Genomic DNA, 23,003 nt, shown 5'->3' on the forward strand with positions numbered 1-23,003 from the left:
CCTCAGCCCATGGAGTGGCGGTAGCCGGCGGAGTATGCCCCGGTGACATGGTGTTCCAGCTGGCGCTCGATATCGCCCAGCAGCGACGAGGCGCCAAAGCGGAACAGGTCAGGCTGCAGCCAGCGGTCGCCCAGTTCGTCTTTCATCAGAGCGAGGTAGACCAGCGCGTCCTTCGCCTTGGAAATGCCGCCCGCGGGCTTGTAGCCGACGCGGTAGCCAGTGCGGTCGTAATAGTCGCGGATTGCGCGGATCATCACCAGGCTAACCGGCAGGGTGGCGTTGACGCTTTCCTTGCCGGTCGAGGTCTTGATGAAATCGGCACCCGCCATCATGCAGACAAGCGAGGCGCGTGCCACATTGCGCAGTGAGCCCAGTTCGCCGGTGGCCAGGATGGCCTTAACATGCGCCTCGCCGCAGGCAAGGCGGAAGGCTTTCATTTCGTTATAGAGTGCCTGCCAGTTTCCGGTCAAAACGTGGCGGCGGGAGATCACGATGTCGATCTCTTCAGCACCATCCTTGACGCTTTCCTCAATCTCGGCAAGCCGCAGGTGGAACGGCGACAAGCCGGCCGGAAACCCGGTGGAGACCGCGGCCACCGGGATGCCTGTGCCCTCCAGCGCCTTGACGGCGGTGGGGATCATGTCGTGGTAGACGCAGACCGCGCCAGTAGTGAGCCTTTCCATCCCCAGGCTGCGCAGGATTCCCGCACTCACCGGCTGGCGCGCCTTGGCACACAGGCGGCGAACACGGCCTTCGGTGTCGTCGCCGGATAGTGTGGTGAGGTCAATGAGGCTGACGGCTTTCAGAAGCCAGGCAGCCTGATGGTCCTTCTTGACACTGCGGCGGCCCGGCAGGGTGGCGCAGCGGCGTTCGATGGCCGAGGTGTTGGCCTGCACGGCAGCGACCCAGTCCAGGTCCAGCTCCATGCCAGGATTGCGCGGCTCTGCCAGCTGCGGCAGCTGCGCGCTTCTTTCAGCGATATGGCTTTCCATTGGGGATCCTCAGAAGAGTTCCGTGCGAAAATCGCACGGGTGCGGCATATTGGCAAGCGAACGCCCCAGGCTGCCGTTAGGTTTTTTGACTAAATGGACAAAAAATTGCCCTGAATAGCCAGAGCCCAGGGTTGCGGCCCGATAGGGAGAGCTGGCAAAGAGCGAAAATCGTGTTTTGCGATTCTGCTGCCGCTGCGGCGCGCATTCCGGTGGCAGAATCGGCCCCGCATGCTAAATTTAGCGGTATGAGCAGTGCAGAACCCCATATCAGCGAAAATCCGTACCCTGAAACCCGTCCTGTCATCCGCCAGCTGGATGACAGTGCCATCAACCGGATTGCCGCAGGTGAGGTGGTGGAACGCCCAGCATCGGCGGTCAAGGAACTGGTGGAGAACGCCATCGACGCCGGCGCCACGCGGATCACTGTAGAGATTGCCGACGGCGGTAAAACCCTGATCCGGGTGACCGATGACGGCTGCGGCATGACACCGGAGGACCTGCCGCTGGCGCTCTCGCGGCATGCGACTTCCAAGATCGACGGCTCGGACCTGTTGAACATTCACACTTTCGGTTTCCGCGGCGAGGCGTTGCCCTCGCTTGGCGCGGTAGGGCGGCTGACGATCACTAGCCGGGCCGGGGGTCATGAGGCAGCGCAAATCCGTGTCTCCGGCGGCAAGCCGGAGCCGGTAAAACCGGCCGCCTTGCGGGCGGGCACCATTGTCGAGTTGCGCGACCTGTTCTTTGCGACGCCGGCACGGCTCAAGTTCATGCGCACCGACCGGGCCGAAGCGCAGGCGATCTCCGACACGGTGAAGCGGCTGGCGATGGCGGAGCCGTCGGTGGCATTCACCCTGCGGGATGTCTCCGGAGGCGGCGAGGGGCGGGTGACTTTCCGTGCCGATCCGCTGTCAGGCGACCTGTTCGACGCGCTGCACGGGCGGCTGGCCTCGGTTCTAGGGCGGGAGTTTGCCGAGAACGCGCTGAAGATTGACGCCACGCGTGAGGGGATCCGCCTTTATGGCTATGCGGCGCTGCCGACTTATTCCCGCGGCGCGGCGGTGGCGCAGTTCCTGTTCGTGAATACCCGGCCGGTGAAAGACAAGATGCTGACCGGCGCCTTGCGGGCGGCCTATTTCGATTTCCTGAGCCGAGACCGGCATCCGGCGGCGGCGCTGTTCATCGATTGCGACCCGCAACTGGTGGACGTGAACGTGCATCCGGCCAAATCCGAGGTGCGGTTCCGAGATCCCGGCCTTGCCCGCGGGCTGATCGTCTCTTCCCTGCGCCACGCGCTGGCGGAGGCGGGGCACCGTGCCTCCACCACGGTGGCAGGTGCCACGCTGGGGGCGATGAAACCGGAACAGCCGACTGCCAGAGGCGCCCCGCGGATCTATCAGATGGACCGTCCGTCTTATGGCGCACGGCACGCTTCCTATGCGGCGCAGGCCCCCGGCCCGACGCAGGCGGGGTCCTATGATGCGCCACCATCGCCAGGCTTTGCCGAATTGGCGGGGGCTTACAGCGGCCGGGTGACAGAAACTCCAGAGGCACCAGTGGCCCCGGGTCAGCCCTCAGATGCGCCTGAACCTTCAGCGCCCGGGGCCGAACAGCTGCCGCTGGGTGCGGCCCGCGGCCAGGTGCATGAAAACTACATCATCGCCCAGACCGCCGATGGCATGGTGATAGTCGACCAGCACGCCGCGCATGAGCGGCTTGTTTACGAGAAGCTGAAACGCCAGATGGCGGAAAACGGTGTCGCGGCTCAGGCGCTGCTGATCCCGGAAATCATCGAACTCAGCGACAACGACTGCGCCTGCCTCTTGGGCGTGGCGGAGGAACTCGCGAAATTCGGCCTCGGCATCGAGGCGTTTGGCGGCAACGCCATTGCGGTACGCGAAACCCCGGCGATCCTGGGGGAGGTCAACGCTGAGGCGATGATCAAGGACATCCTGGATGAGCTGTCGGATCAGGGCGAAAGCCAGCTGGTGCAGGCCAAGATCGAAGCGATCCTGAGCCGGGTGGCCTGCCATGGCTCCATTCGCTCCGGCCGCAGGATGCGGGGCGAGGAGATGAACGCGCTTCTCAGGGAGATGGAGGCCACCCCCCATTCCGGCCAGTGCAACCATGGCCGCCCCACCTATGTGGAACTGAAACTGGCAGATATCGAGCGCCTGTTCGGGCGCAGCTGAACAATAACCCCCGGTAAAGGGAGGACGAGCAGTGACATTGGAACAGGCCCAATGGGCGATCTACGCGCTGGCCGGGCTGGCGGCGCTTTTGACCCTGGCGGTGCTGCGTCTGCGCGGCCACGCAAGGCGTATGGAGCAGCTCAACGCGGATCTGCGCAGCCATAACGCGGGCTTGCAGGCTGAGGCGGCGCGGCTGCCGGAACTGACGGATGAACTGGCCACCCTGCGCCGCACCAGCGATAATGAACGCTCCGCCCGCTATCAGGCCGAGGCGCAGGTGCAGGCGCTGAAGGCGGAGCATGCGGCGCGGCTGGAAGAGCTGAACCACATGAACCAGCAGGTGGAGCACAAGTTTGCCGCGCTGGCCTCGGGCGTGCTGAAACAGAACTCCGAAAGCTTCCTGAGTCTGGTCAGTGAGCGGTTCCAGGCGCACAGCAAGACAGCGGATGCGGATCTGGCCAAGCGCCATGCCGCGATTGAGAGCCTGGTGAAGCCCTTGGACCAGAAGCTGGGTCAGTTCGGTGAGCGGATCAAGGAGATCGAGCAAGCACGCAACGAGGCCTATGGCGCGATTCAAGCGCAGGTGAAGCATCTGGCCGAGGGCCAGGCGGCGCTGGGCGGCGAGACCCGCAAGCTGGTTCAAGCCTTACGCGCACCCAAGACCCGCGGCCGCTGGGGCGAGATGCAGTTGCGCCAAGTATTTGAGATGGCCGGCATGGCCGAACATGTGGATTACGAGCTGGAGAAAAGCGTCGGCACCGATGAGGGCCTGCGCAGGCCTGATGCGGTCGTGCGCATACCCGGCGGCAAGAGCATCGTGGTGGACGCAAAGACACCGCTGGAGGCCTATCTGGACGCGCTGGAGGCGGAAACACCTGAGCAGCAGCAGGCGGCGCTGGCCCGCCATGCAAACCACGTAAAGACCCATGTGCGCCAGCTGGCCTCGAAATCCTATCAAAGCGCCTTGGGTGAGACGCCGGACTTTGTAGTCATGTTCATCCCTGGCGAGACTTTCGTTTCCGCCGCGGCCGAAGCGGATCCAGGACTGATCGAGTATGCATTTGAAAACAAGGTGCTGATTGCGACGCCAACCACCCTTATGGCGCTGGTCAAATCCATCGCCTACGGCTGGCAGCAGGAGAAGATGGCCGAGAACGCGGTCGAGGTGCAGAAGACCGCCAAAGAACTGTATGACCGGCTGGCGACGTTCTCCAAGAATCTGGCCTCAGTCGGGCGGTCGCTGTCTTCCTCGGTAAACAATTACAACAAGGCAGTGGGGTCTTTGGAAGCCCGCGTGCTGCCCTCCGCCCGCCGGTTCGAGGCAATGGGAGTCGTGTCAAACGGGGCGGAGCTTGAGAAACCCGGGCAAGTCGAAGTCGAGCCGCGCCAGGTGGCGCTGCTGGCGGAGGACTGAATGCAGCTGCCTCCAGCATTGCGTGCGGGGGAGGCGGCGCTGCTGCGGGCTGCGGAGGTTGAGGCCGAACGCATCGTTGCGCTTCTGCGGATCGCGGTGGCACTGGGCCTGATACTGGCAATGATGCTGGCTCTGGATTCTGTACGGGTGGTGGACGAGCCGCATTTGCGGCGTCAGATCGGGCTGGCAACAGTTACCATGCTCTCTTACCTGGCAGTCGGTGTGCTGACCTATTGGGCGATCAGCAAGGGGCTGTTCAAGCCTTGGATGATTTGGCTGGCGGTGTTGGCGGATTGCGGCTTTCTGCTTTTGAATACCTTTCTGTCGCTGGTGAATACCGGAGTCCCCGGCGGCGCGGTCTTTGCGATGCCAGCTGTGTGGATGGCCCCGGTCGTGCTTGCCTTTGGAGTGCTGAGACTCAGCCCCTTGCGGCTTGCAGTGATGCTGGTGCTGATTGCAGCCGGGTTTGGCTGGATGATCCTGTGGCAGCCGCCTGACGCCGCGCCGGATCTGGTTGAACGGATCAGGCTGACCATGGATTCACCTCCGAATTTCATGCGGCTGGTGATGCTGTGCCTGGCCGGCGTCGTTCTGCTGGTGGCGGCGGTCCGGATGCGCGGCCTGTTGCACCGCTCCCTGGAAGAGGCGCGCCAAAAGGCAAACCTGACCCGCTACCTGCCGGCCCAGCTGGCGGGACGCCTGGCGGGAGGCGGGCTGGAAGCGCTGCAGGAAGGCCGCCAGCAGCAGATGGCCATTTTGTTCATCGACATCCGCGGCTTTACGAGCTGGTGCGAAGGCCGTGAGCCGCAGGAGGTCAGCAGCCTGATTACGGAATTCCGCGCCCGCGTGGAGGAAGTGGCAGGCCGGAACAGCGGATTGATCGACAAGTATATCGGTGACGCGGCGATGATCCTGTTCGAGGGAGAGCGGGCGGCGGTGCGGGCGCTGGACTGCGCCGAAGGTCTGCTGGCGGAAGTGGCCGCATGGTGCCGGCTGCGGGAGCAGGCGGGCGACGCTGGGCTGGCAGCAGGGATCGGAGTGCATTGGGGCGAGGTGTTTTCCGGCGTGACCGGCACGCCGCAGCGGCTGGAATACTCCGTCTTTGGTGATACCGTGAACACCGCGGCGCGGCTTGAGCAGCTGACCAAGGTACATGACGTGGCGCTGATTGCCTCTGAAGCGCTGTTGCAACAGGCCGGGTCCGAGCCCGCGCGCAACGGCTGGACTGCGCTGCCGGCGGAGGTCTTGCGCGGGCGCAGCGAGGGGCTCGCGCTCTTCGGCAAGGCGCAGGGCTGACCGCGGTCCCGTTTGCCCCAGATCAAAGACTTAGGCGTTTCGCCCGCTGTTTGATATGCTGGGGCAGCGAACAGAAGGAGTGAAGCAATGCTGGAGATCTCAGTCCGCAAGGTGGCACAGGTGGCGATGATGGCCCGGGAACTGGGCCGCGCGGAGGGCGAGCTGCGCGCCTTTATAGACCGGATGAGTGAAGACCAGCAGGCGGAGCTGGTCGGCATCATGTGGGTCGGCCGCGGCAGTTTTGAACCCGAAGAACTCGGTGATGCGATCTATACCGCCCGGCAGGAAGCGACCACGCCAACCGCGGATTACCTGCTCGGCACTCCGCATCTGGCTGACAATCTGGAAGCTGGTCTGGAGGCGCTGGGCATTGATGTGCATGACGTCGAGGACGACGTAATCGGCCGTTAAGGCCGGGATGCCACGCTGTCAGGCTTCTCTTGTGTTCGCACAGCAGAAGGGCGCCGCAGTCACGGCGCCCATTTCCTTTGAAGCGGGAGCCGGGGCGCTGCCCCGGACCCCGGGATATTTTAGGCCAGATGAATGAAGAACGTTGGAGGTCGCCCGCAGGTTTTCGCTTGCGGGCACTCAGGGCTGTCAGCCCTTGCTGTCAACAATCTCGAGGTGCTGAGCCAGCCTGCCGATTTCACCCATCCAGTTCTCCACCAATGCCGGATCGCTGGGTGCGGCGTGGACACCGGCGGCGATCTTGCCGTTCATGGCGGCTTCGATGGCGAAGGAGACGGGGTAGGAGACCAGACGCGCCATCGCGGTGCCGCGCTCGTCGCCCCAGGCATCCATAACGTAGGTCTTGTGCCAGACTTCGGCGCCATCTTTTTCGGCCTTCAGACCGACGCAGAGAACCACCCGGTCCGGCTCGCCCTCGTCATAGGCGTTTTCGGCCCAGAACTGGTCCGACATCTCCTTGAGGCGGGCGTCGCCTTCGGGGCCGGAGAGGGTCTCGACCTCCTTGAACACATCCGCCCAGGCGTCTGCCCAGCCGTTAAGGCGCAGGGTGCCGCGGACGAATTCCTTCACTTTCCAGTCTTCGCCGAACTCATACTGCGCCATGAAGGGGATCGAGTCGCGGTTCGGGTAGACCTCGAAGCTTTCAGGCGCGGGCAGCGGCGCCTCGTAGGAGGAGATCGCATCCCAGGGGCGGGCGACGTCCAGTTCCCTGAAATCGCGGATCGACTTCGACGGCGAGCGCAGCGCCTTCAGCACGCCCAGCGGCGACCAGCTGAACTTGTAGCGGAACGGGTTCGGGGTCTTGGGGATGCCGCCGCAGTAGGAGATGAAGCTGATCTCGTTTTCGGGGTCAAAGGCATCGGAGGCCTTGTAGTCCGCCACCAGAGCATGCGCCATCAGGTGGTCGATGCCGGGATCCAAACCAACCTCGTTGATCAGGCAGACGCCGGCGTCCTTGGCCTTCTGGTCCAGCGCGCGCATTTCCGGCGCGATGTAGGAAGAGGATACGAAATGCGCGCCGTGCTCAATCGCCAGCTCCGCCAGCGGAACGTGCCAGTCCCCGGGCAGCATGGAGACGATCACGTCCTTGGGGCTCAGCATCTGGCCCAGGTTGGCGATGCTGAAGGCGTGGATATTGGTGGTCAGATCGCCGACCGCCTCGCGCGCCTTGTCGGTGGTCCGGTTCCAGACCGCCACGTCGTGGCCCGCTTCCAGCAGGCGGCGCAGGCCGGGGATTGCCGACAGGCCGGTGCCGCACCAGTGAATAGTCATGAGAGTTCTCCCTTATCCGAATTTCAGTTTGGCCGCGACGATCACCAGAACGGCGCTCACGGCGCAGATATTTGCCAGGATCAATGGCCAGTCGCCGACCATCACCCCATAAGCCAGCCACAGCGAGACGGTCGCCAGAAACATCAGGTTCGACGGCAGCGACAGGCCGGAGGTGTCGCGGGAGGCCCAGGCCTTCCAAGCCTGGGGGATCCAGCAAACGGTGCCCAAAAAGGCTGCCAGATAGCCGACGTAAGGTGCCATCATTCGGGCAGATGCTCCAGGAAGGTGGCCTTGGCCCGGCCCCAGACGCCGCTTTCCAGATCCGTCAGCGCCTGCAGCGAGGGCAGCAGCTGGGCGGCATAATCCTCAGAGCTTTCCACCGGCAGCATCGACGGCAGGTTGTCGATCGCCATCACATCAAGCACCGGGTTTTCGGCGACGCGCAGCGCAGGGGCCTCCCAAGTGGTGGCCTGGGTATAGACCGGCACCGGGTTGTAGTCGCTGTCCGGATCGCAGGCGACATCGCCGATGGCAGTCAGCTTGCGGTCCGCGCTCAATGCTTCACGGGGAACAAAGACCGGAGTGCCGGGCCGCGCGAAGATGCAGTTCAGGAACAGGTCATGGTCCAGGATCTCCGGGAAGGGGCCGCCGCTGGCGGTTTCGGCCATGTCCCATTTGGTGACCTGGACACCCATTGCCTCGCAGAGATCGGCAGCACCGGTGCCGACTCGGCCAAGCGCGCCGATCACGATGGCGGCGGGGCGGTCTTTGTTCAGGGCATCAAGCTCTGCACTCAAGTCAGCGAGCAAGGCATCCTTGCCGCAATAGACACCAACCGGCCCGCACAGCTCGCCGCGCTGCTGAGCGGCCCAGGCTTTCAGTGTCACCGCCGCGCCGGCGTAGCCCGCCCAATAGCCAAAGGCGGCAACCCGGCGGCCGGTCTCATCGACCAGATATTCCAGATCATAAAGCGTGCCGCCGCCGGCCTCGAACCGCTCCAGAAGTGCCTTGCCGGAATGCTGGCCCTTGAAGGCATGGCCGAACATGATGTGGCGGTGCGGCAGCGGGGTGCCGTCTTCGGGCAGTTCCTTGAGGCCGAAGATAATCGCATCCGCAGGCGCCTGGGGCCAGGAGTTCTCAGGCGCAATCTCACAGCCCGCGTCAATGTAGCCCTGCAGCGGGATTGCCCGTACCGAGCTCTCCTCCACCGTGACCTTGATGCCGCCCGCCAGCAGTGCCTCGGCGCCTTCAGGGGTCAGGCCGACCCGCTCTTCGTTGGGGCGCTGTTCGGCCCGTACCCACAGATGCGTCATTGTCATGTCCTTCAAAGCATTCCCTTGGCATAGACCGAGCGGATCGACTCGCGCTGTTCCATTGCCGTCATGAAGTTCTGGATTTTGGGGAAGTCCGTCACGTTCACCCCGTCGCCTTCCAGCCAGGTGCAGACCACATAGAGGTAGCAATCGGCGAGGCTGATTTCCTCCCCTAGCACAAAGGGCCCGCGCAGCCCGGCCTGGCTGATGTACTCGCAGGAGGCCGCCATGGTCTGGGGCACCATTTTCTGCATGTCTTTCCAGCTAGAGCGTTCCTTGGCCCAGCGGGCGCCCCGCAGCCTGTGGGCGTGGTTCACATGCATGGTGGAAGCCAGGTAGAACATCACTTCGCGCATCCGGGCCAGCTGCACCGGTTCTTGCGGGCGCAGACCTGCGTCCGGCGCCATATCGGCGATGTATTCCAGGAGCGCTCCGGTCTCGGTCAGGATGCCGCCCTCGACCGCCAGCGCGGGCACCCGGCCCTTGGGATTGATCTGGGCATAGGCCGCGCCGGTTTGTTCCTTGGCGGCAAAGTCGATTTTCACCGTCTCATAGTCGATCCCGGCCTCTTCCAATGCGATGGCCACGGCCACCGAAATTGTGTTGGGCGCGTAATAGAGCTGCATGGTCTTCCTCCCCTTCGGACGTCACAGATGTGTCTGGGCAAAGTGCCGGTCCGGCGCTTCCAGGTGCGGCACCGCGTTGAACAGAACCGGGCTCCAGTGGCCGCCGATGGGGAACAGCCGGTGCATGGATGTGTTCATGACCGCAAGCGCAATGCGTGCCATCCCCGCGGTGTCCAGCCCCATCGCCTGCCGCAGCGCCATCGAGATCAGCCCGCCCGAGGTGACCACCAGCGCCGGGCCGTCACCTGCGGAGATTTCCTCCAGTGCCTGCCGGGTGCGGGTCTCGAATTGCGACCAGCTTTCGTAGGGCTCGGAAATCTCCCCGCCGGCCCAGGCGGCAAAGACCCTGGGAAGGTGGTCGACAAAACCCTCGCGTTCTTCCGGTATCGGCAGCCCGTGCTGATCACGCATCGCCTCGGCCAGGGTAAAATACTCCATCTCGTTGAGGCGGGCGTCCTGCACTGCATCCGCATATCCCATCGAGGCGGCGGTTTCGATATGCCGGGTCAGGGTGCCGCAGTAGACGCGCGGATGATGATTGCCGCTGTTGCGCAGATGCTCCCCGAGCCAGGCCGCCTGCTGGTGTCCCAGATCGCTCAACCGGTCATAACTTGCCTCGTCACGGGCGCTGGTATTGGCCTGGCCGTGGCGGATCAGCGTGATGTGGGACATGTGCGGGCGGCTCCGTTGTTACCGGGGAAGTCTTAGGGGAGGTTCCGGGCAGAGGGAAGAGAGGGTTTCGGCACCGGTCCCAGCAATTCCATTGAGAGCGGCAAAAACTTGGCGCACTGTGGGTCTGCCAGTCCGGAGACCGATCATGGCCCTCGACCCTCAGCGTTTTCTCGATGATCTGCATACCCTTCGCAGCTTTGGCGCCTCGGGCGCGGGCAAGGGGGTGGTGCGGCAGGCCTATTCCGGTGCCGACATTGCCGCGCGCAAATGGCTGGCGGAACGGATGAAAGAGGCCGGTTTAGAGCCGCATTTCGACCCGCTCGGCAATCTTTTTGGGCTGGCAGGGGAGAAGAGCCTGCTGGTGGGCTCGCACAGTGACAGCCAGCCCGAGGGCGGCTGGCTGGACGGGGCGCTGGGCGTGGTGGCCGGGCTGGAGGTTGCCCGCGCGGCCAGGGAAGCAGGCGGGCCGCCAATTTCCTGCGTCAGCTTCCAGGATGAGGAGGGACGGTTCGGGGTGCTGACCGGCTCGGATGTCTGGACCGGCAAGCTGGCGCTGGAGGCGGCGGACGGGTTCACCGACAATGCTGGCAATTCCCTGGCGGACATGCGGGCGCAGATGGCGGATCTGGCAGGGGATTTCCTGCCGCATGGCCGGTTCAGCGGCTTTCTGGAAATGCATATCGAACAGGGCCCTTATCTGGAGGAAACCGGGCTTGGTATTGGAGTGGTGACGGATATCGTCGGCATCCGCGACATGCGGGTCAGTTTTGAGGGCCGCCAGAACCACGCAGGCACCACGCCGATGCACCTGCGCCGGGACGCGTTTCAGGCGCTGTCTGCCTTCAATGCGGCTCTAAACAGCCGGCTTGCCGATGTGGTGACACCTGCCACGGTCTGGACCATCGGCCATGTGGCGCTGCACCCCAATGCGTCCTCCGTGGTGCCGGGGCGGGTGGAGTTCTCGATGCAATGGCGCGATGCGGATGCAGACCGGCTGGCACGGATGGAAACGCTGATCAAGGAGACCGCGCAGGACGTCTCTGCCGGCCACGGCGTCACAGTTTCGCTGGGACCGGTCATGGGGATCGAACCGGCGGCGATGGATGCTCGATTTCAGGTGGAACTGGCCGGCGCGGCGGAGGCGCTGGCGCCCGGGAAGTGGCAGAAGATGCCCTCTGGCGCGCTGCATGATGCCGCTAATCTGGCAACCGTAATGCCTGCGGGGATGCTGTTCGTGCCCTCCATCGGCGGCATCAGCCATGCCTTTGACGAGGATACGGACGAGGCGGATCTGGTCCTGGGCTTGCAGGTGCTGGACCGGGCAGCCCGGGCGCTGGCGGTTTGAACCTGGCGGCGCGCAAGAGGGGCAGGGCGCTCCCGCCTGTTCCCGGACATTCAAAGAATGCCCGTCACAGTTGGGCCTGGCGCCGCTGGCGCGGCGCGGGTCAGGCCCGGCCATAGCCGCGTTTGAGCATCCGCTTGCGGTGTTTGTCGGCGGCCAGAGACGCCTCGCGCAGGTTGCCGTAGATGTTGATCACGCTTTGCCCGTTGCCGTCGGCCACGCCCCATTCGCGCAGCACGGAGACCTCGGAAAACAGGTTCATCGCCAGCTCAATGCGGTAGAACCGCGACGGGCGCGAAGGGGCTTGGCGGTAGAGCAGACAGGTGGCCATGCAGTGAGTCTATGCGCAGCGATTCGCCCGGGCAAGAGGCCAGTGCAGACTGCCTTATGCCGCGCCCAGAAGTGTCAGCCCCAAGAGGAGTGACGAGAGCGCGGCTACCGCAAAGGCGGCGGTGCGCAGGACCGGGAGGCCAACGGAATAGATCACGTAGTGTGCCACCATGCCGAAAAAGAAAGTGGCTCCCAAGGTGCCGGGCTGGTCTTCGGCGGGTATCACCAGCGTGGCGATGATGGCCAGCGGGGCAAAAGCGGCAAACAGCTCGACGCCGACGATGTGCGCCCGGTGCGCGCGCTGGGCCCAGGGCGATTGCGGCTTGTCGTCGGGGCTGGGATTGGCGAGCGCCCCCATCAGGCCGCGGACAAAGATCCGGTCGAGGATATAGGGCACCCAGGCCACCGCCACCCATAGCCCGGACAGGGCGGTGAAATACTGCAGCTGCGTCATTGCGCGTTCCTCCATCTGACAGGAGAAAGCGTAGTTTTTTCAGACGGCTTTTCTACATTGCGGGGGGTCAGACCCAGTCCACATCGCCCAAAAAGATGTAACCCGCGCCATAGATCGTCTTGATCAGCCGCGGGTTCTTGGGGTCTTCGCGCAGCTTGGTGCGCAGACGCGAGATGCGCACATCCATCGCCCGGTCAAAGCTTTCCCCGGCTGCACCGCCAAGCGCCTCCTGCATCTGGGCGCGGGAGATCAGCCGTTTGGGACTGTCCAGGAACAGCCGCAGAACCTCGCCCTCGGCATGGGAGAAAGGAGTCTCGGCACCGGTATCATCTTCCAGCACATAGCGGTCGAAATGGGCGGTCCAGCCGGAAAACCGGGCGGTCTCGCTGGCTGGGGCCGCAGTGCGCGGGCCGCTGCGCAACCTGGCCCGGACCCGCGCCACGACCTCGGCCGGGTCAAAAGGTTTGGTGATATAGTCGTCCGCGCCGAGCTCCAGCCCGGTCACCCGGTCCTGCACCTGGGCCCGGCCGGAGATGATGATGACCGCCGCCCCCTGTTCCAGCGCCAGCCTATGCACCAGCGCCAGCCCGTCGGTGTCGGGCAGCGACAGATCCACCAGGCAGACATCAGGCGTCACGCGGTTCAGCGCCGCCTCGAATTCGCGTGCGCGGGCGAAGCTTTGAGTGCGGAAGCCCGCGTCCTCCAGCGTTTCGGTCAGGATCCGGCGGATTTCCGGCTCGTCATCCAGGATGGTGACCAGGGGCAATGTCATGCGGCGGGCTCCGGTGCGATCAATTCGGACAGCTGGTTGGTGGTGAAAGGTTTGCGCAAAACCGGTCCGCATTTCAATGCCTTGCGGAACAGCGGGTCGCTGGTCGGCAGCGAGGTCATCAGAATGCAGGGCAGGCCGGAACCGTCGAGCCGGGCGGCCAGGTCGATGCCGGTGGCGCTGCCTTCCAGCTTGATGTCGGACAGCACCAGCGCGATGTCCGGCAGGTCGGCGGTGAGCGCGCTGGCCTCGTCCACGCTGGCCGCTTCGATGACCGAATAGCCAAGGTCGATCAGCATGTCGCGGAAGGCAGCGCGCAATTCCTCGCTGTCCTCGACCAGCAGCGCCATGCCACCCTTGGCATCGGGGGCCTGGCGGTAGGGCAGCCGCAGGGTGACCGAGGCGCCGGTCTGGGTGTTGCCAAGCCGCATGTCGCCGCCTGCAAGCTTGGCCATGTCATAGACCATCGGCAGGCCCAGGCCGGAGCCTTCGCTGCCCTTGGTGGTGAAGAACGGGTTCAGGGCCTTTTCCAGTGCCTCGGCAGAGAAGCCGGGGCCGGTGTCGGTGACGGTGATCTCCACCCAGGTCTGCCCGACCGCATGGGCGCTGACGGTGATCTGGCCGGAGGTGCCGCAGGCGTCGCGGGCATTCAGGATCAGGTTCAGCAGCGCATCCTGCAGTTTGCCGCTGTCCAGCAGCAGCACTTGATCCGGCATATTGTCGAGGATGCTGAGGCCTACCCCCTGCGGCAGCGACGGAGAGGCGAGGATCTTCAGCTCGCTCAGCAGGTCGTGCATGTTGGTGGCCTGCGGGCGCAGGGTGCGCTGGCCGGTCATTTCAGCTATGCGGTTCAGCAGCCGTCCGCCGCGCCGTGCAGCGGACAGTGTGCCCTGGACCATTTCCGCGGCCTCACCGCCCAATCCCATCTTTTCCAGCTTGCCCTGCATCCCCAGGATGATGGTCAGCAGGTTGGAGAAATCATGCGCCAGGCCGCTGGTCATTTGCGCCGCCATTTCGCGGCGGCGGGCCTGCTGCAGGGCAACACGTGCCTGGGTTTCCTCGGTTACGTCCATCGAAAGGATATAGACACCGCCCTGCTGGTCGGGGGTAAAGGCCACCCTGATCCGGCGGCTGCCGTGGCTTTCGGTGAACTCGAACACCGGGCTGCCGCCCTTGTAGGCGGCCAGCAGATGCGGCTCGATCCGGTCAAAGGCGTCAGGCCCCAGCGCGTCCGAGATATGCATGCCCAGAATGTCCGAAGGGCGGCTGGGAAAGACCGAGCTGAGGCGGCGGTTGGTGTAGGTGTAATAGCCGTCCGCATCCACATGGGCGATATGGGCTGGCATCATCTCGGTCGTCAGCCGGGTGCGGCCTTCGATCTCGGTCAGTTGCCGCTTGGCCTCTTCCAGAGCGGTATTGGTGGCCTCCAGCTGACGGTTAGCGGCAGAGAGCTCCTCGGTATAGGCGATCAGCTTTTCGGAAAGCTCCTCCGAGCGCGCCCGCAATAGCTGCTCCGCCCGCTTGGTGCGGGTAATATCTGTATAGACGGTGACCCATCCGCCTTGCGGCAGCGGCGAGCCTTCGATTGAAATCATCTGCCCGTTGGGGCGTTCGCGCTCCAAATAATGGGCCACGAAGTCCAGCGCCTGCTCGACCCGGGTCCGCACGATCTCTTCGATATCTGTTTCCGGGGCATATTCTCCGTTTTCCGCAAGAAACCGGATGGTCTCGGCAAAGGACGCGCCCGGCTGCGTCAGGCGGTCCGGCAGATTGAACATTTCCTGAAAGCGGCGGTTGCACACGGCCAGCCGCAAATCGTTGTCATAGATCGACAGCGCCTGGGCGATCAGGTTCAGCCCGGCGGTGGTCATGGCGGCGTGCTGCTTATTCGTACGGTTCATGGCTCTCCCCGGCCCATGGCTAGCACCGCTGCCCAACAGGGGCAAATTGCCATTCAGCCGCGGGGGTGGATGGTGCCGCCTCGGAAAGGCTCAGTCGTCTCCTGATTGCCGTGGGAGTATGAGCGGCTGGCGTCCCTTTAGATTCGCATTTGAGAAAGAATCACCGGGCGGTCGATTCGGTCATTTGCCGATCCGTGCGCATCCCGCGCAGTTTTGGTCGCGGCCTCCGCGCGGTAAGAAACGTTCGCCCCGATTGGAGTTGGCTTGCCTTGCGTAACAAGCTGTAAAACAAAGGGAAGATGCCTGTTACAATTCGTAAGATTTAGGAAAACTTCAGGAAAAAGTTGACGGGCTAATCTGCCGCTGTCCCTAATCGGGGCCAGAACCGCGGACGGCGGTCGGTCCGGCAGCAACGCCGGAAAGGGAGGAAAGAAAGTTGGCTCAGATGCAGATGGGCGCCGAAGGGATGAAATCCCTGCCGGCGCTGCTTCAACGCAATGCGGCGCAATTCGCAGACGCGCCGGCCTACCGGGAAAAGGAATTCGGCATTTGGCAATGCTGGACCTGGTCCGAGGCGGCAAAGGAAATAGAAGCTTTGGCGCTGGGTTTGATCAACCTTGGCGTGAACGAGGGTGATTTTGTCGCCATTATCGGCCGCAACCGCCCCTATCTCTACTGGTCTATGGTTGCCGCGCAGGCGGTGGGCGCCGTGCCGGTGCCGCTTTACCAGGACGCGGTGGCCGAGGAGATGGCCTATGTGCTGGGCCACTGCGGCGCGCGCTTTGTGATCGTGGGCGATCAGGAGCAGGCCGACAAGGTGATTGAGATCCAGGATCAGCTGCATCAGTTCGAGCACATGATCTATCTCGATCCGCGCGGCATGCGGAAATACGACCACACTCAGCTGCACCAGTTCAGCCACATCCAGGATCAGGGCCGGGCGGCCCATGACGAGCTGATCGGGGAGCTGAACAAGCGGCAGGGCAAGCTGGATTATGACAGCACCTGCGTGATGCTCTACACCTCCGGCACCACCGGCAAGCCCAAGGGCGTGGTGCTGTCGAACCGCAACGTGATCGAAAGCGCCAAGAACTCCGCCGAGTTCGACAAGCTGACCCAGAACGAGAATATCCTCTCCTACCTGCCGATGGCCTGGGTTGGCGACTTTATCTTCTCGGTCGGACAGGCCTACTGGTGCGGCTTCTGTGTGAACTGCCCGGAAAGCGCCGACACCATGATGACCGACCTGCGCGAGATCGGTCCGACGTATTTCTTTGCGCCGCCGCGGGTGTTCGAGGGTCAGCTGACCAACGTGATGATCCGGATGGAGGATGCAGGCGCCCTGAAGCGCAAGATGTTCCATCATTTCCTGGCACACGCCAAGAAGGTCGGGGGCGACATTCTGGACGGCAAGCCCGTCGGCGTGATGGACCGCCTGAAATACGCGCTGGGCAACCTTCTGGTCTATGGCCCGCTGAAGGATACGCTGGGTTATGGCCGCATTCGCGTCGGTTACACCGCGGGCGAGGCGATCGGGCCGGAGATCTTTGATTTCTACCGCTCGCTGGGCATCAACTTGAAACAGCTCTATGGCCAGACCGAAGCCACCGTGTTCATCACCGTGCAGCCGGATGGCGAAGTGCGTGCTGATACCGTTGGTGTGCCGGCGCCGGAGGTCGAGATCAAGATCGGCGACAACGGCGAGATCTATTACCGTTCGCCAGGCACCTTCGTCGAGTATTTCAACAACCCGGAATCCACTGCTTCTACCAAGGACCCCGAAGGCTGGGTAGCTACCGGCGATGCCGGCTTCTTCGAGGAAGGCTCAGGCCATCTGCGGATCATCGACCGTGCCAAGGACGTGGGCAAGATGGCCGACGGCAGCATGTTTGCGCCCAAGTATGTGGAAAACAAGCTGAAATTCTACCCGGACATCTTGGAAGCGGTGCTGTTCGGCAATGGCCGCGACCGCTGTGTTGCCTTCATCAACATCGACCTGACGGCGGTGGGCAACTGGGCGGAACGCAACAATATCGCCTATGCCTCCTACCAGGAACTGGCGGGCCATCCGAAGGTTCTGGAAACCATCCGCTCGCATGTGACGGCAGTCAACAAGTCGGTCGCGGAAGACCCGATGCTGTCAGGCTGCCAGATCCATCGCTTTGTGGTTCTGCACAAGGAACTGGATGCGGATGATGGCGAGATGACCCGTACCCGCAAGGTGCGCCGCCGTATCGTGGAAGAGAAGTTCGACGATATCATCACCGCGCTTTACGACGGCTCGGAGAAGGTCTCGACCGTCACAGAGGTGACCTATGAGGACGGCCGCAAGGGTTCAATCAAAGCGACATTGACCATCGTAGATGCCGAAGTGAAACCGGCAGCGCCGCACAAGGTGGCCGCGGAATGATGCAGGTATCGCCGGAAATGACCCCGCCCCGTGCCGGGCAGGCCGGACCGGTCTCAGATCAGGTCGGGGTTCAGGCCAGGGTTGAAGGCCGTGTTGACCACCTGCTGGATCTTGAAGCGGGAGCTGAACCCGTGTGTCTGCTCAATAATCGTGGCCAGGCTTTCGGATTGGCTGAGGCCCATCTGCTTGCATTCGATGGCCATCTTCAGAAGGCAGGAATGCTCAAGCTCGCCGAACATAACGTCGATCTCCTTGCTGCTCGTTACCCACAAGTATCGCACGGAAATCTTAAAATTTCTATGCGGCAAAATAATGGAGGCCGTTGTTATGCTTGACAATTCCTTAAGCTATGTGACTGACGACGGGCGCACCATCGGCGGCGTGGTGATGGAGATGAAGAACATCACGCTGCGGTTCGGCGGCGTGGTGGCGATCAAGGACATCTCCTTTGACATCCGCGAGGGCGAGATCCGCGCGATCATCGGCCCCAACGGTGCCGGCAAGTCGTCGATGCTGAACGTGATCTCCGGCTTCTATGTGCCGCAGGAAGGCGAAGTCCTGTTCCACGGCAAGAAACGCCCGCCGATGCGCCCCTACGAGGTGGCGCGCCAGGGCATCGCCCGGACCTTCCAGAACATCGCCCTGTTCGAAGGCATGAGCGTGTTGGACAACGTCATGACCGGGCGGCTCAACTATATGAAAACAGGCCTGTTTTCGCAGGCCCTGTGGAAGGGGAAGGCGGAGGCCGAAGAAACCGAGAACCGCGAGGTCGTGGAGCGGATCATCGACTTCCTGGAGATCCAGCACATTCGCAAGACACCTGTTGCGCGGCTGCCTTACGGCCTGAAGAAACGGGTCGAACTGGCGCGGGCGCTGGCGGCGGAACCGAAGCTGTTGCTGCTGGACGAACCGATGGCCGGCATGAACGTCGAGGAGAAGGAGGACATGTCCCGCTTCATCCTGGATGTGAACGACGAATTCGGCACCACCATTGCCCTGATCGAGCACGACATGGGCGTTGTGATGGACCTCAGCGACCGGGTCGTGGTGATGGACTACGGCAAAAAGATCGGTGACGGCACCCCGGATGAGGTGCGCAATAACCAGGATGTGATCGACGCATATCTGGGGGTTAGCCATGACTGAGTTGCAACACAGCAACACCCGGCCCCGGCGGGGTGACTTCCGTAAACCCCCTGTGCACCCCCTGTGCACCGCCGCAGTGCAGAATTCCGAGGAGAGCCTCTAATGCCCGAACAACTCGTCTTTGCGATGGAAGTGACGCTGAACGGCCTGATGGCGGGCGTGCTTTATGCGCTGGTCGCGCTGGGGTTCGTTCTAATCTACAAGGCGTCCGGCATCTTCAACTATGCCCAAGGCGTGATGGCGCTGTTTGCGGCGATGACGCTGGTGGGGATCATGCAGGGTCAGGTGCCCTTCTCTCATGTGATCAACGCGGTCTTTGGCGGTCATGTCACCCATTTCGGCTGGAACGTGCCCGGGGTGCTGGCGATTGCCCTGACTGTGGCGGTGATGGTGCTGCTGGCCTGGCTGGTGCAGGTGCTGGTGATGAAGCATCTGGTGGGCCAGGAGCCGATCATCCTGTTCATGGCCACCATTGGTCTGGCCTACTTCCTGGAAGGCGTCGCCGACCTGATGTGGGGCTCCGAAATCAAGACGCTGGACGTGGGCCTGCCGCAGGGCATCAACCTGTGGATCGACGAAACCACCTTCAACATCTTCGGCTACGGCTTCTTTATCGACAATCTGGATATCGTGGCGACCGTCATTGCGGCGCTGCTGGTGGCGGGGCTGGTCTGCTTTGCCCAGTACACCAAGCAGGGCCGGGCCATGCGTGCGGTGGCGGATGACCACCAGGCGGCCCTGTCGGTCGGCATCTCGCTGAACTTCATCTGGGTTCTGGTCTGGTCGGTCGCAGGCTTCGTGGCGCTGGTTGCCGGCATCGTCTGGGGCACCAAGTCCGGCGTGCAGTTCTCGCTGTCGCTGATCGCGCTGAAAGCGCTGCCGGTGCTGATGCTGGGCGGCTTCACCTCGATCCCCGGCGCCATCGTTGGCGGCCTGATCATCGGCGTGGGCGAGAAACTGTTTGAGTTCGCCATTGGCCCGATGGTCGGCGGCGCCACCGAGAACTGGTTTGCCTATGTGCTGGCGCTGCTGTTCCTGGTGTTTCGTCCGCAGGGGCTGTTCGGGGAGAAGATCATTGAACGGGTCTGACGCTCAAATGATCTGCTCCCTGCTTCCTCAGCCCTCAAGCCGGCGGAAAGCAGCGATGACGACGGCGGCAAAGACGCTGGCCACCAGGGTGAAGGCGATTGTCAGATCGCCGATCACCTGCCCGGCGAGGAAGGTCAGCAACCCCGCCCCGCACAGCCCGATCAGCATCAGCCCCCAGGGGCCGGGCGCGTCTCTCGAAACCGCGCGCCGCTGCGGCGGTGCCTCGAAAGATGGCAGCACGGTTGCGTCCTCGACAGTTTCCAGCAGCCGGCCCTTGGCCACTGCATATTCGGATGCTGATATCCAACCCTTCTTCCGCGCGGCCTCCAGCCGCCGGATTTCCTCGAAAATCGCGGTCATTGATCCCACTCACTTTACCCGCAAACAGGGTGGCAAAGAGATTTGGGCAAAATGTGGCGAAGTCCGGATTTCTGAAGAATTGGTTAACGGCGGAGCCGCGGCATGAACAAGATGATTGCCATCGTCAACGTGATCGCCTGGGCTGGTTTCTGGGCCTTCGGCTACCTGGCGCTGACGGCGGAAAGCTACAGCGAAACCCAGGTGGTGACCGCAGCGCTGCTGGCTTCTGCGGGGCTGATTACCGGCATCATCGCCTATCTGCGGCTGGTGCGCGGCAGCGAGCGCAGCGGCTATGCCAGACCTTCGGCGCGGATGACCCGCGAACAGCGTGACGCCGCACAGGCGCAGTGGGGGCAGGTCAAATGAGTGCCGCCGCTGAAACAATCAAGACAGACACCCGGACCGGGTCCCGTTTGCAAGAGAAAGGGAGCATCTGAGACATGTTCTACCGTGAAGCCGGGGATTTCAAAGTCTCCTATGCAGATGACAGCCAGACCTTCCCGATCAAGTTCGACCGCATCCGCTATTACGTGGTGCTGGCGGTGGCTTTCGGGATCATCCCCTTCCTGATCAACGACTATTGGGCGAACGCGATCCTGCTGCCGTTCCTGATCTATTCGATCGCGGCCATCGGGCTGAACATCCTGGTCGGCTATTGCGGCCAGGTGTCCCTGGGCACCGGCGGTTTCATGGCGGTGGGGGCCTATGCCTGCTACAAGCTGATGACGGCTTTCCCAGAAGTCAGCATGTTCATCCATGTGCTGCTGGCGGGCGGTATTACCGCGCTGGTCTGCGTGCTGTTCGGCCTTCCCAGCTTGCGCATCAAGGGCTTCTACCTCGCGGTGGCGACGCTGGCGGCGCAGTTCTTCCTGGTGTGGTTGTTCAACCGGGTTCCGTGGTTCTACAACTACTCGGCCTCGGGCCAGATCAACGCGCCGGAGCGCGATACCTTCGGCATCGTCATCACCGGCCCCAACGCATCGGCCTGGGCGACCTACCTGTTCTGCCTGATCTTCTTGACCGTCTGCGCCCTGGTTGCCCGCAACCTGACCCGCGGCACCGTGGGCCGCAGCTGGATGGCGATCCGTGACATGGACATCGCGGCCGAGATCATCGGGGTGAACCCGCTGAAGGCCAAGCTGACGGCCTTTGCGGTCTCCGGCTTCTTCATCGGCATCTCAGGCGCGCTGTTCTTTGCGGTCTATCTGGGCGCGGTCGAGGTCGGCGAAGCCTTTGGCATCCAGAAGTCGTTCCTGGTGCTGTTCATGGTGATCCTCGGCGGGTTGGGCTCGATCTTCGGCTCCTTTGCTGGCGCTGCCTTCCTGGTGCTGCTGCCGGTGGTGCTGAAGGTGGTGGGCGTCGACTTGCTGGGCTGGCCGACGGACATCGTGGCGCATTTCCAGCTGGTGATTGTCGGCGCGCTGATCATCGTCTTCCTGATCGCGGAGCCGCACGGCATGGCGCAGCTGTGGCGTGTTGCCAAGGAAAAACTGAGACTCTGGCCCTTCCCGCACTGACGCGGGGCGGCAGACACGCTGGCGGGGAGAAGACCAAGACCACCCCCGCCGTAAGAAACCATCGGATAAGACCAAAGGGAGGATTTAAGCCGATGAAAAAGACACTGACCACACTGGCGCTTGGCGCCGCGATGGCAGCCGGTCCGGCAATGGCGGATCTGGTGTTCCCGGACCTCAGCTACCGGACCGGGCCTTATGCGGCGGGCGGCATTCCGTTCTCGGACGGCTACAACGACTATTTCACCCTGCTGAACGAGCGCGATGGCGGCATCGGCGGTGTTCCGGCCCGGGTGATCGAATGCGAGACCGGCTATAACACCGAGAAGGGTGTAGAGTGCTATGAGGCCACCAAGGGCGAAGGCGCGCTGGTGTATCAGCCGCTGTCCACCGGCATCACCTATCAGCTGATCCCCAAAGTGACTGCCGATGGCATCCCGCTGCACACCATGGGCTATGGCCGCACCTCGGCGGCAAACGGCAAAGTGTTCAGCAACGTCTTCAACTACCCGGCCAACTATTGGAACGGTGCCTCTGGCGCGGTGAACCATCTGCTGGAAATCAACGACGGCGACATCAACGGCAAGAAGGTTGCGCTGGTCTATCACAACTCTGCCTATGGCAAGGAACCGATCCGCACTCTGGAAGAGCTTTCGGCCAAGCACGGCTTTGAGCTGACCCTTCTGCCGGTGGACCACCCGGGCCAGGAGCAGAAATCGCAGTGGCTGCAGATCCGCCGTGAGAAGCCTGACTACGTTGTGATGTGGGGCTGGGGCGTGATGAACCAGGTTGCAATCCAGGAAGCCGCCAACATCCGGTTCCCGATGGAAAACTTCATCGGTGTCTGGTGGTCCGGTGCCGAATTTGACGTGGAGCCTGCAGGTGCCAAAGCCACGGGCTACAAGGCGCTGACGTTCACCGGGCTTGGCATGGATTACCCGGTTTACGACGACCTGAAGAAATATGTCGTGGACTCGGGCAAGGCAGCCGGTGCCGGCGATCAGCTGGGGTCGGTGCAGTACAACCGCGGCCTTTATGCAGCGATGCTGGCAGCCGAGGCCGCCAAGACCGCGCAGGAAATGCATGGCACTGGTGATATCACCGCGGCGATGATGCGCGATGGCATGGAAGCGCTGGAAATGACCAACGCCAAAATGGAAGCGCTGGGCATGGCGGGCTTCGGACCTGAGTTCAAGGTCAGCTGCGAGAACCATGGCGGCCCCGGCCTGGTCGGTGTGGTGCAGTGGGATGCCGGCAGCAAGACCTGGAACGCTATCTCCGACTTCAAGCCGACGGACGGTGAAGTGATCGGCAAGCTGATCGACGAAGACTCGGCTGCTTACGCGGCTGAAAACAACATCGAGCCTGGCTGCAAGTAACGCGCACCACGGCCCCCGCGTCAGGGGGCCGGAACCAAACCGGCGCGGCGGGGAGCTGCCGCGCCAC

Annotated in this window: 23 protein-coding genes; 11 read left to right on the forward strand and 12 right to left on the reverse strand. The window is 63.1% G+C overall.

Features of this window, described 5'->3' with window-relative positions; genetic code table 11:
* Positions 1-2 precede the first annotated feature (2 nt).
* Positions 3-992: a deoxyribose-phosphate aldolase gene (deoC, locus tag AC5STI_RS14840; RefSeq protein ID WP_495447210.1), complete on the reverse strand. Its 990-nt coding sequence runs from the start codon at positions 990-992 to the stop codon at positions 3-5.
* Between the two features lie 245 nt (positions 993-1,237).
* Here deoC and mutL point away from each other — a divergent pair, with 245 nt between their 5' ends.
* The 4 genes from mutL (at position 1,238) to AC5STI_RS14860 (ending at position 6,302) form a co-directional block, all read left to right on the forward strand.
* The gene (gene mutL / locus AC5STI_RS14845) at positions 1,238-3,181 is read left to right on the forward strand and encodes a DNA mismatch repair endonuclease MutL (protein WP_495447211.1); all 1,944 of its coding nucleotides are present in this window, start codon (positions 1,238-1,240) and stop codon (positions 3,179-3,181) included.
* Positions 3,182-3,212: 31 nt separating this feature from the next.
* Complete coding sequence (locus tag AC5STI_RS14850) at positions 3,213-4,595, forward strand: DNA recombination protein RmuC (protein WP_495447212.1); 1,383 nt, start codon at positions 3,213-3,215, stop codon at positions 4,593-4,595.
* Positions 4,596-5,891 carry an adenylate/guanylate cyclase domain-containing protein gene (locus AC5STI_RS14855; RefSeq protein WP_495447213.1) on the forward strand — a complete coding sequence of 432 codons (1,296 nt, stop codon included), beginning with the start codon at positions 4,596-4,598 and terminating at the stop codon, positions 5,889-5,891.
* 87 nt (positions 5,892-5,978) lie between these two features.
* On the forward strand, positions 5,979-6,302 hold the full coding sequence (locus tag AC5STI_RS14860) for a DUF3775 domain-containing protein (RefSeq protein ID WP_475049011.1): 324 nt from the start codon (positions 5,979-5,981) through the stop codon (positions 6,300-6,302).
* 186 nt (positions 6,303-6,488) lie between these two features.
* On the opposite strand, the gene AC5STI_RS14865 is transcribed toward AC5STI_RS14860, so the two are convergent.
* The 5 genes from AC5STI_RS14865 to AC5STI_RS14885 are packed head-to-tail and all read right to left on the reverse strand — an operon-like array spanning position 6,489 to position 10,242.
* Positions 6,489-7,631: a saccharopine dehydrogenase family protein gene (locus tag AC5STI_RS14865; RefSeq protein WP_495447214.1), complete on the reverse strand. Its 1,143-nt coding sequence runs from the start codon at positions 7,629-7,631 to the stop codon at positions 6,489-6,491.
* A gap of 12 nt (positions 7,632-7,643) precedes the next feature.
* Positions 7,644-7,892 (reverse strand): SemiSWEET family sugar transporter, encoded by a 249-nt coding sequence (locus tag AC5STI_RS14870; RefSeq protein WP_475053074.1) that lies wholly within the window; start codon positions 7,890-7,892, stop codon positions 7,644-7,646.
* Positions 7,892-8,944 carry a saccharopine dehydrogenase gene (locus tag AC5STI_RS14875; RefSeq protein WP_495447215.1) on the reverse strand — a complete coding sequence of 351 codons (1,053 nt, stop codon included), beginning with the start codon at positions 8,942-8,944 and terminating at the stop codon, positions 7,892-7,894. Before AC5STI_RS14875 ends, AC5STI_RS14870 begins: the two co-directional genes overlap by 1 nt.
* An 11-nt stretch (positions 8,945-8,955) precedes the next feature.
* A complete protein-coding gene (locus AC5STI_RS14880) occupies positions 8,956-9,570 on the reverse strand; it encodes a glutathione S-transferase family protein (protein WP_495447216.1) in 615 nt (204 codons plus the stop codon).
* Between the two features lie 21 nt (positions 9,571-9,591).
* The gene (locus AC5STI_RS14885; RefSeq protein ID WP_495447217.1) at positions 9,592-10,242 is read right to left on the reverse strand and encodes a histidine phosphatase family protein; all 651 of its coding nucleotides are present in this window, start codon (positions 10,240-10,242) and stop codon (positions 9,592-9,594) included.
* A gap of 145 nt (positions 10,243-10,387) precedes the next feature.
* On the opposite strand from AC5STI_RS14885, the gene AC5STI_RS14890 reads away from it, so the two are divergent.
* Positions 10,388-11,587: a hydantoinase/carbamoylase family amidase gene (locus AC5STI_RS14890; protein ID WP_495447218.1), complete on the forward strand. Its 1,200-nt coding sequence runs from the start codon at positions 10,388-10,390 to the stop codon at positions 11,585-11,587.
* A gap of 100 nt (positions 11,588-11,687) precedes the next feature.
* On the opposite strand, the gene AC5STI_RS14895 is transcribed toward AC5STI_RS14890, so the two are convergent.
* The 4 genes from AC5STI_RS14895 to AC5STI_RS14910 all read right to left on the reverse strand — a co-directional run bounded on the left by AC5STI_RS14895 (position 11,688) and on the right by AC5STI_RS14910 (position 15,038).
* Entirely contained in the window at positions 11,688-11,915 is a 228-nt protein-coding gene (locus AC5STI_RS14895) for a WGR domain-containing protein (RefSeq protein WP_495447219.1), read from the reverse strand.
* A gap of 54 nt (positions 11,916-11,969) precedes the next feature.
* Positions 11,970-12,368 (reverse strand): MAPEG family protein, encoded by a 399-nt coding sequence (locus AC5STI_RS14900; RefSeq protein ID WP_495447220.1) that lies wholly within the window; start codon positions 12,366-12,368, stop codon positions 11,970-11,972.
* Positions 12,369-12,435: 67 nt separating this feature from the next.
* Complete coding sequence (locus AC5STI_RS14905; RefSeq protein ID WP_495447221.1) at positions 12,436-13,140, reverse strand: response regulator transcription factor; 705 nt, start codon at positions 13,138-13,140, stop codon at positions 12,436-12,438.
* Positions 13,137-15,038, reverse strand: a complete 1,902-nt coding sequence (locus AC5STI_RS14910; RefSeq protein ID WP_495447222.1) for a hybrid sensor histidine kinase/response regulator — start codon at positions 15,036-15,038, stop codon at positions 13,137-13,139. Before AC5STI_RS14910 ends, AC5STI_RS14905 begins: the two co-directional genes overlap by 4 nt.
* A 445-nt stretch (positions 15,039-15,483) precedes the next feature.
* Between AC5STI_RS14910 and AC5STI_RS14915 the strand changes: the two genes are divergently transcribed.
* Positions 15,484-17,448: an AMP-binding protein gene (locus AC5STI_RS14915; RefSeq protein WP_475053076.1), complete on the forward strand. Its 1,965-nt coding sequence runs from the start codon at positions 15,484-15,486 to the stop codon at positions 17,446-17,448.
* Positions 17,449-17,501: 53 nt separating this feature from the next.
* On the opposite strand, the gene AC5STI_RS14920 is transcribed toward AC5STI_RS14915, so the two are convergent.
* Entirely contained in the window at positions 17,502-17,720 is a 219-nt protein-coding gene (locus AC5STI_RS14920; protein ID WP_495447223.1) for a hypothetical protein, read from the reverse strand.
* Between the two features lie 55 nt (positions 17,721-17,775).
* Between AC5STI_RS14920 and AC5STI_RS14925 the strand changes: the two genes are divergently transcribed.
* A complete protein-coding gene (locus tag AC5STI_RS14925; RefSeq protein ID WP_475049037.1) occupies positions 17,776-18,594 on the forward strand; it encodes an ABC transporter ATP-binding protein in 819 nt (272 codons plus the stop codon).
* A 102-nt stretch (positions 18,595-18,696) separates the two neighbouring features.
* A complete protein-coding gene (locus AC5STI_RS14930; RefSeq protein ID WP_027235686.1) occupies positions 18,697-19,683 on the forward strand; it encodes a branched-chain amino acid ABC transporter permease in 987 nt (328 codons plus the stop codon).
* A 27-nt stretch (positions 19,684-19,710) separates the two neighbouring features.
* On the opposite strand, the gene AC5STI_RS14935 is transcribed toward AC5STI_RS14930, so the two are convergent.
* The gene (locus AC5STI_RS14935; protein ID WP_490400129.1) at positions 19,711-20,043 is read right to left on the reverse strand and encodes an SHOCT domain-containing protein; all 333 of its coding nucleotides are present in this window, start codon (positions 20,041-20,043) and stop codon (positions 19,711-19,713) included.
* Positions 20,044-20,145: 102 nt separating this feature from the next.
* Here AC5STI_RS14935 and AC5STI_RS14940 point away from each other — a divergent pair, with 102 nt between their 5' ends.
* The 3 genes from AC5STI_RS14940 (at position 20,146) to AC5STI_RS14950 (ending at position 22,936) form a co-directional block, all read left to right on the forward strand.
* Positions 20,146-20,409 carry a hypothetical protein gene (locus tag AC5STI_RS14940; RefSeq protein WP_475049043.1) on the forward strand — a complete coding sequence of 88 codons (264 nt, stop codon included), beginning with the start codon at positions 20,146-20,148 and terminating at the stop codon, positions 20,407-20,409.
* A 74-nt stretch (positions 20,410-20,483) separates the two neighbouring features.
* Positions 20,484-21,560 carry a branched-chain amino acid ABC transporter permease gene (locus tag AC5STI_RS14945; RefSeq protein WP_475049046.1) on the forward strand — a complete coding sequence of 359 codons (1,077 nt, stop codon included), beginning with the start codon at positions 20,484-20,486 and terminating at the stop codon, positions 21,558-21,560.
* 92 nt (positions 21,561-21,652) lie between these two features.
* Complete coding sequence (locus AC5STI_RS14950; protein ID WP_495447224.1) at positions 21,653-22,936, forward strand: ABC transporter substrate-binding protein; 1,284 nt, start codon at positions 21,653-21,655, stop codon at positions 22,934-22,936.
* Positions 22,937-23,003 lie beyond the last annotated feature (67 nt).

The sequence above is a fragment of the Leisingera sp. CC-HEC096 genome, from assembly GCF_059429235.1.

Bases quoted from the DNA above. Each gene is read 5' to 3' on its own strand.
- deoC (WP_495447210.1), bottom strand. From the start codon at position 992: ATGGAAAGCCATATCGCTGAAAGAAGCGCGCAGCTGCCGCAGCTGGCA.
- mutL (WP_495447211.1), top strand. From the start codon at position 1,238: ATGAGCAGTGCAGAACCCCATATCAGCGAAAATCCGTACCCTGAAACC.
- AC5STI_RS14855 (WP_495447213.1), top strand. From the start codon at position 4,596: ATGCAGCTGCCTCCAGCATTGCGTGCGGGGGAGGCGGCGCTGCTGCGG.
- AC5STI_RS14860 (WP_475049011.1), top strand. From the start codon at position 5,979: ATGCTGGAGATCTCAGTCCGCAAGGTGGCACAGGTGGCGATGATGGCC.
- AC5STI_RS14865 (WP_495447214.1), bottom strand. From the start codon at position 7,631: ATGACTATTCACTGGTGCGGCACCGGCCTGTCGGCAATCCCCGGCCTG.
- AC5STI_RS14870 (WP_475053074.1), bottom strand. From the start codon at position 7,892: ATGGCACCTTACGTCGGCTATCTGGCAGCCTTTTTGGGCACCGTTTGC.
- AC5STI_RS14875 (WP_495447215.1), bottom strand. From the start codon at position 8,944: ATGACGCATCTGTGGGTACGGGCCGAACAGCGCCCCAACGAAGAGCGG.
- AC5STI_RS14880 (WP_495447216.1), bottom strand. From the start codon at position 9,570: ATGCAGCTCTATTACGCGCCCAACACAATTTCGGTGGCCGTGGCCATC.
- AC5STI_RS14885 (WP_495447217.1), bottom strand. From the start codon at position 10,242: ATGTCCCACATCACGCTGATCCGCCACGGCCAGGCCAATACCAGCGCC.
- AC5STI_RS14890 (WP_495447218.1), top strand. From the start codon at position 10,388: ATGGCCCTCGACCCTCAGCGTTTTCTCGATGATCTGCATACCCTTCGC.
- AC5STI_RS14895 (WP_495447219.1), bottom strand. From the start codon at position 11,915: ATGGCCACCTGTCTGCTCTACCGCCAAGCCCCTTCGCGCCCGTCGCGG.
- AC5STI_RS14900 (WP_495447220.1), bottom strand. From the start codon at position 12,368: ATGACGCAGCTGCAGTATTTCACCGCCCTGTCCGGGCTATGGGTGGCG.
- AC5STI_RS14905 (WP_495447221.1), bottom strand. From the start codon at position 13,140: ATGACATTGCCCCTGGTCACCATCCTGGATGACGAGCCGGAAATCCGC.
- AC5STI_RS14910 (WP_495447222.1), bottom strand. From the start codon at position 15,038: ATGAACCGTACGAATAAGCAGCACGCCGCCATGACCACCGCCGGGCTG.
- AC5STI_RS14915 (WP_475053076.1), top strand. From the start codon at position 15,484: ATGCAGATGGGCGCCGAAGGGATGAAATCCCTGCCGGCGCTGCTTCAA.
- AC5STI_RS14925 (WP_475049037.1), top strand. From the start codon at position 17,776: ATGCTTGACAATTCCTTAAGCTATGTGACTGACGACGGGCGCACCATC.
- AC5STI_RS14930 (WP_027235686.1), top strand. From the start codon at position 18,697: ATGCCCGAACAACTCGTCTTTGCGATGGAAGTGACGCTGAACGGCCTG.
- AC5STI_RS14935 (WP_490400129.1), bottom strand. From the start codon at position 20,043: ATGACCGCGATTTTCGAGGAAATCCGGCGGCTGGAGGCCGCGCGGAAG.
- AC5STI_RS14940 (WP_475049043.1), top strand. From the start codon at position 20,146: ATGAACAAGATGATTGCCATCGTCAACGTGATCGCCTGGGCTGGTTTC.
- AC5STI_RS14945 (WP_475049046.1), top strand. From the start codon at position 20,484: ATGTTCTACCGTGAAGCCGGGGATTTCAAAGTCTCCTATGCAGATGAC.
- AC5STI_RS14950 (WP_495447224.1), top strand. From the start codon at position 21,653: ATGAAAAAGACACTGACCACACTGGCGCTTGGCGCCGCGATGGCAGCC.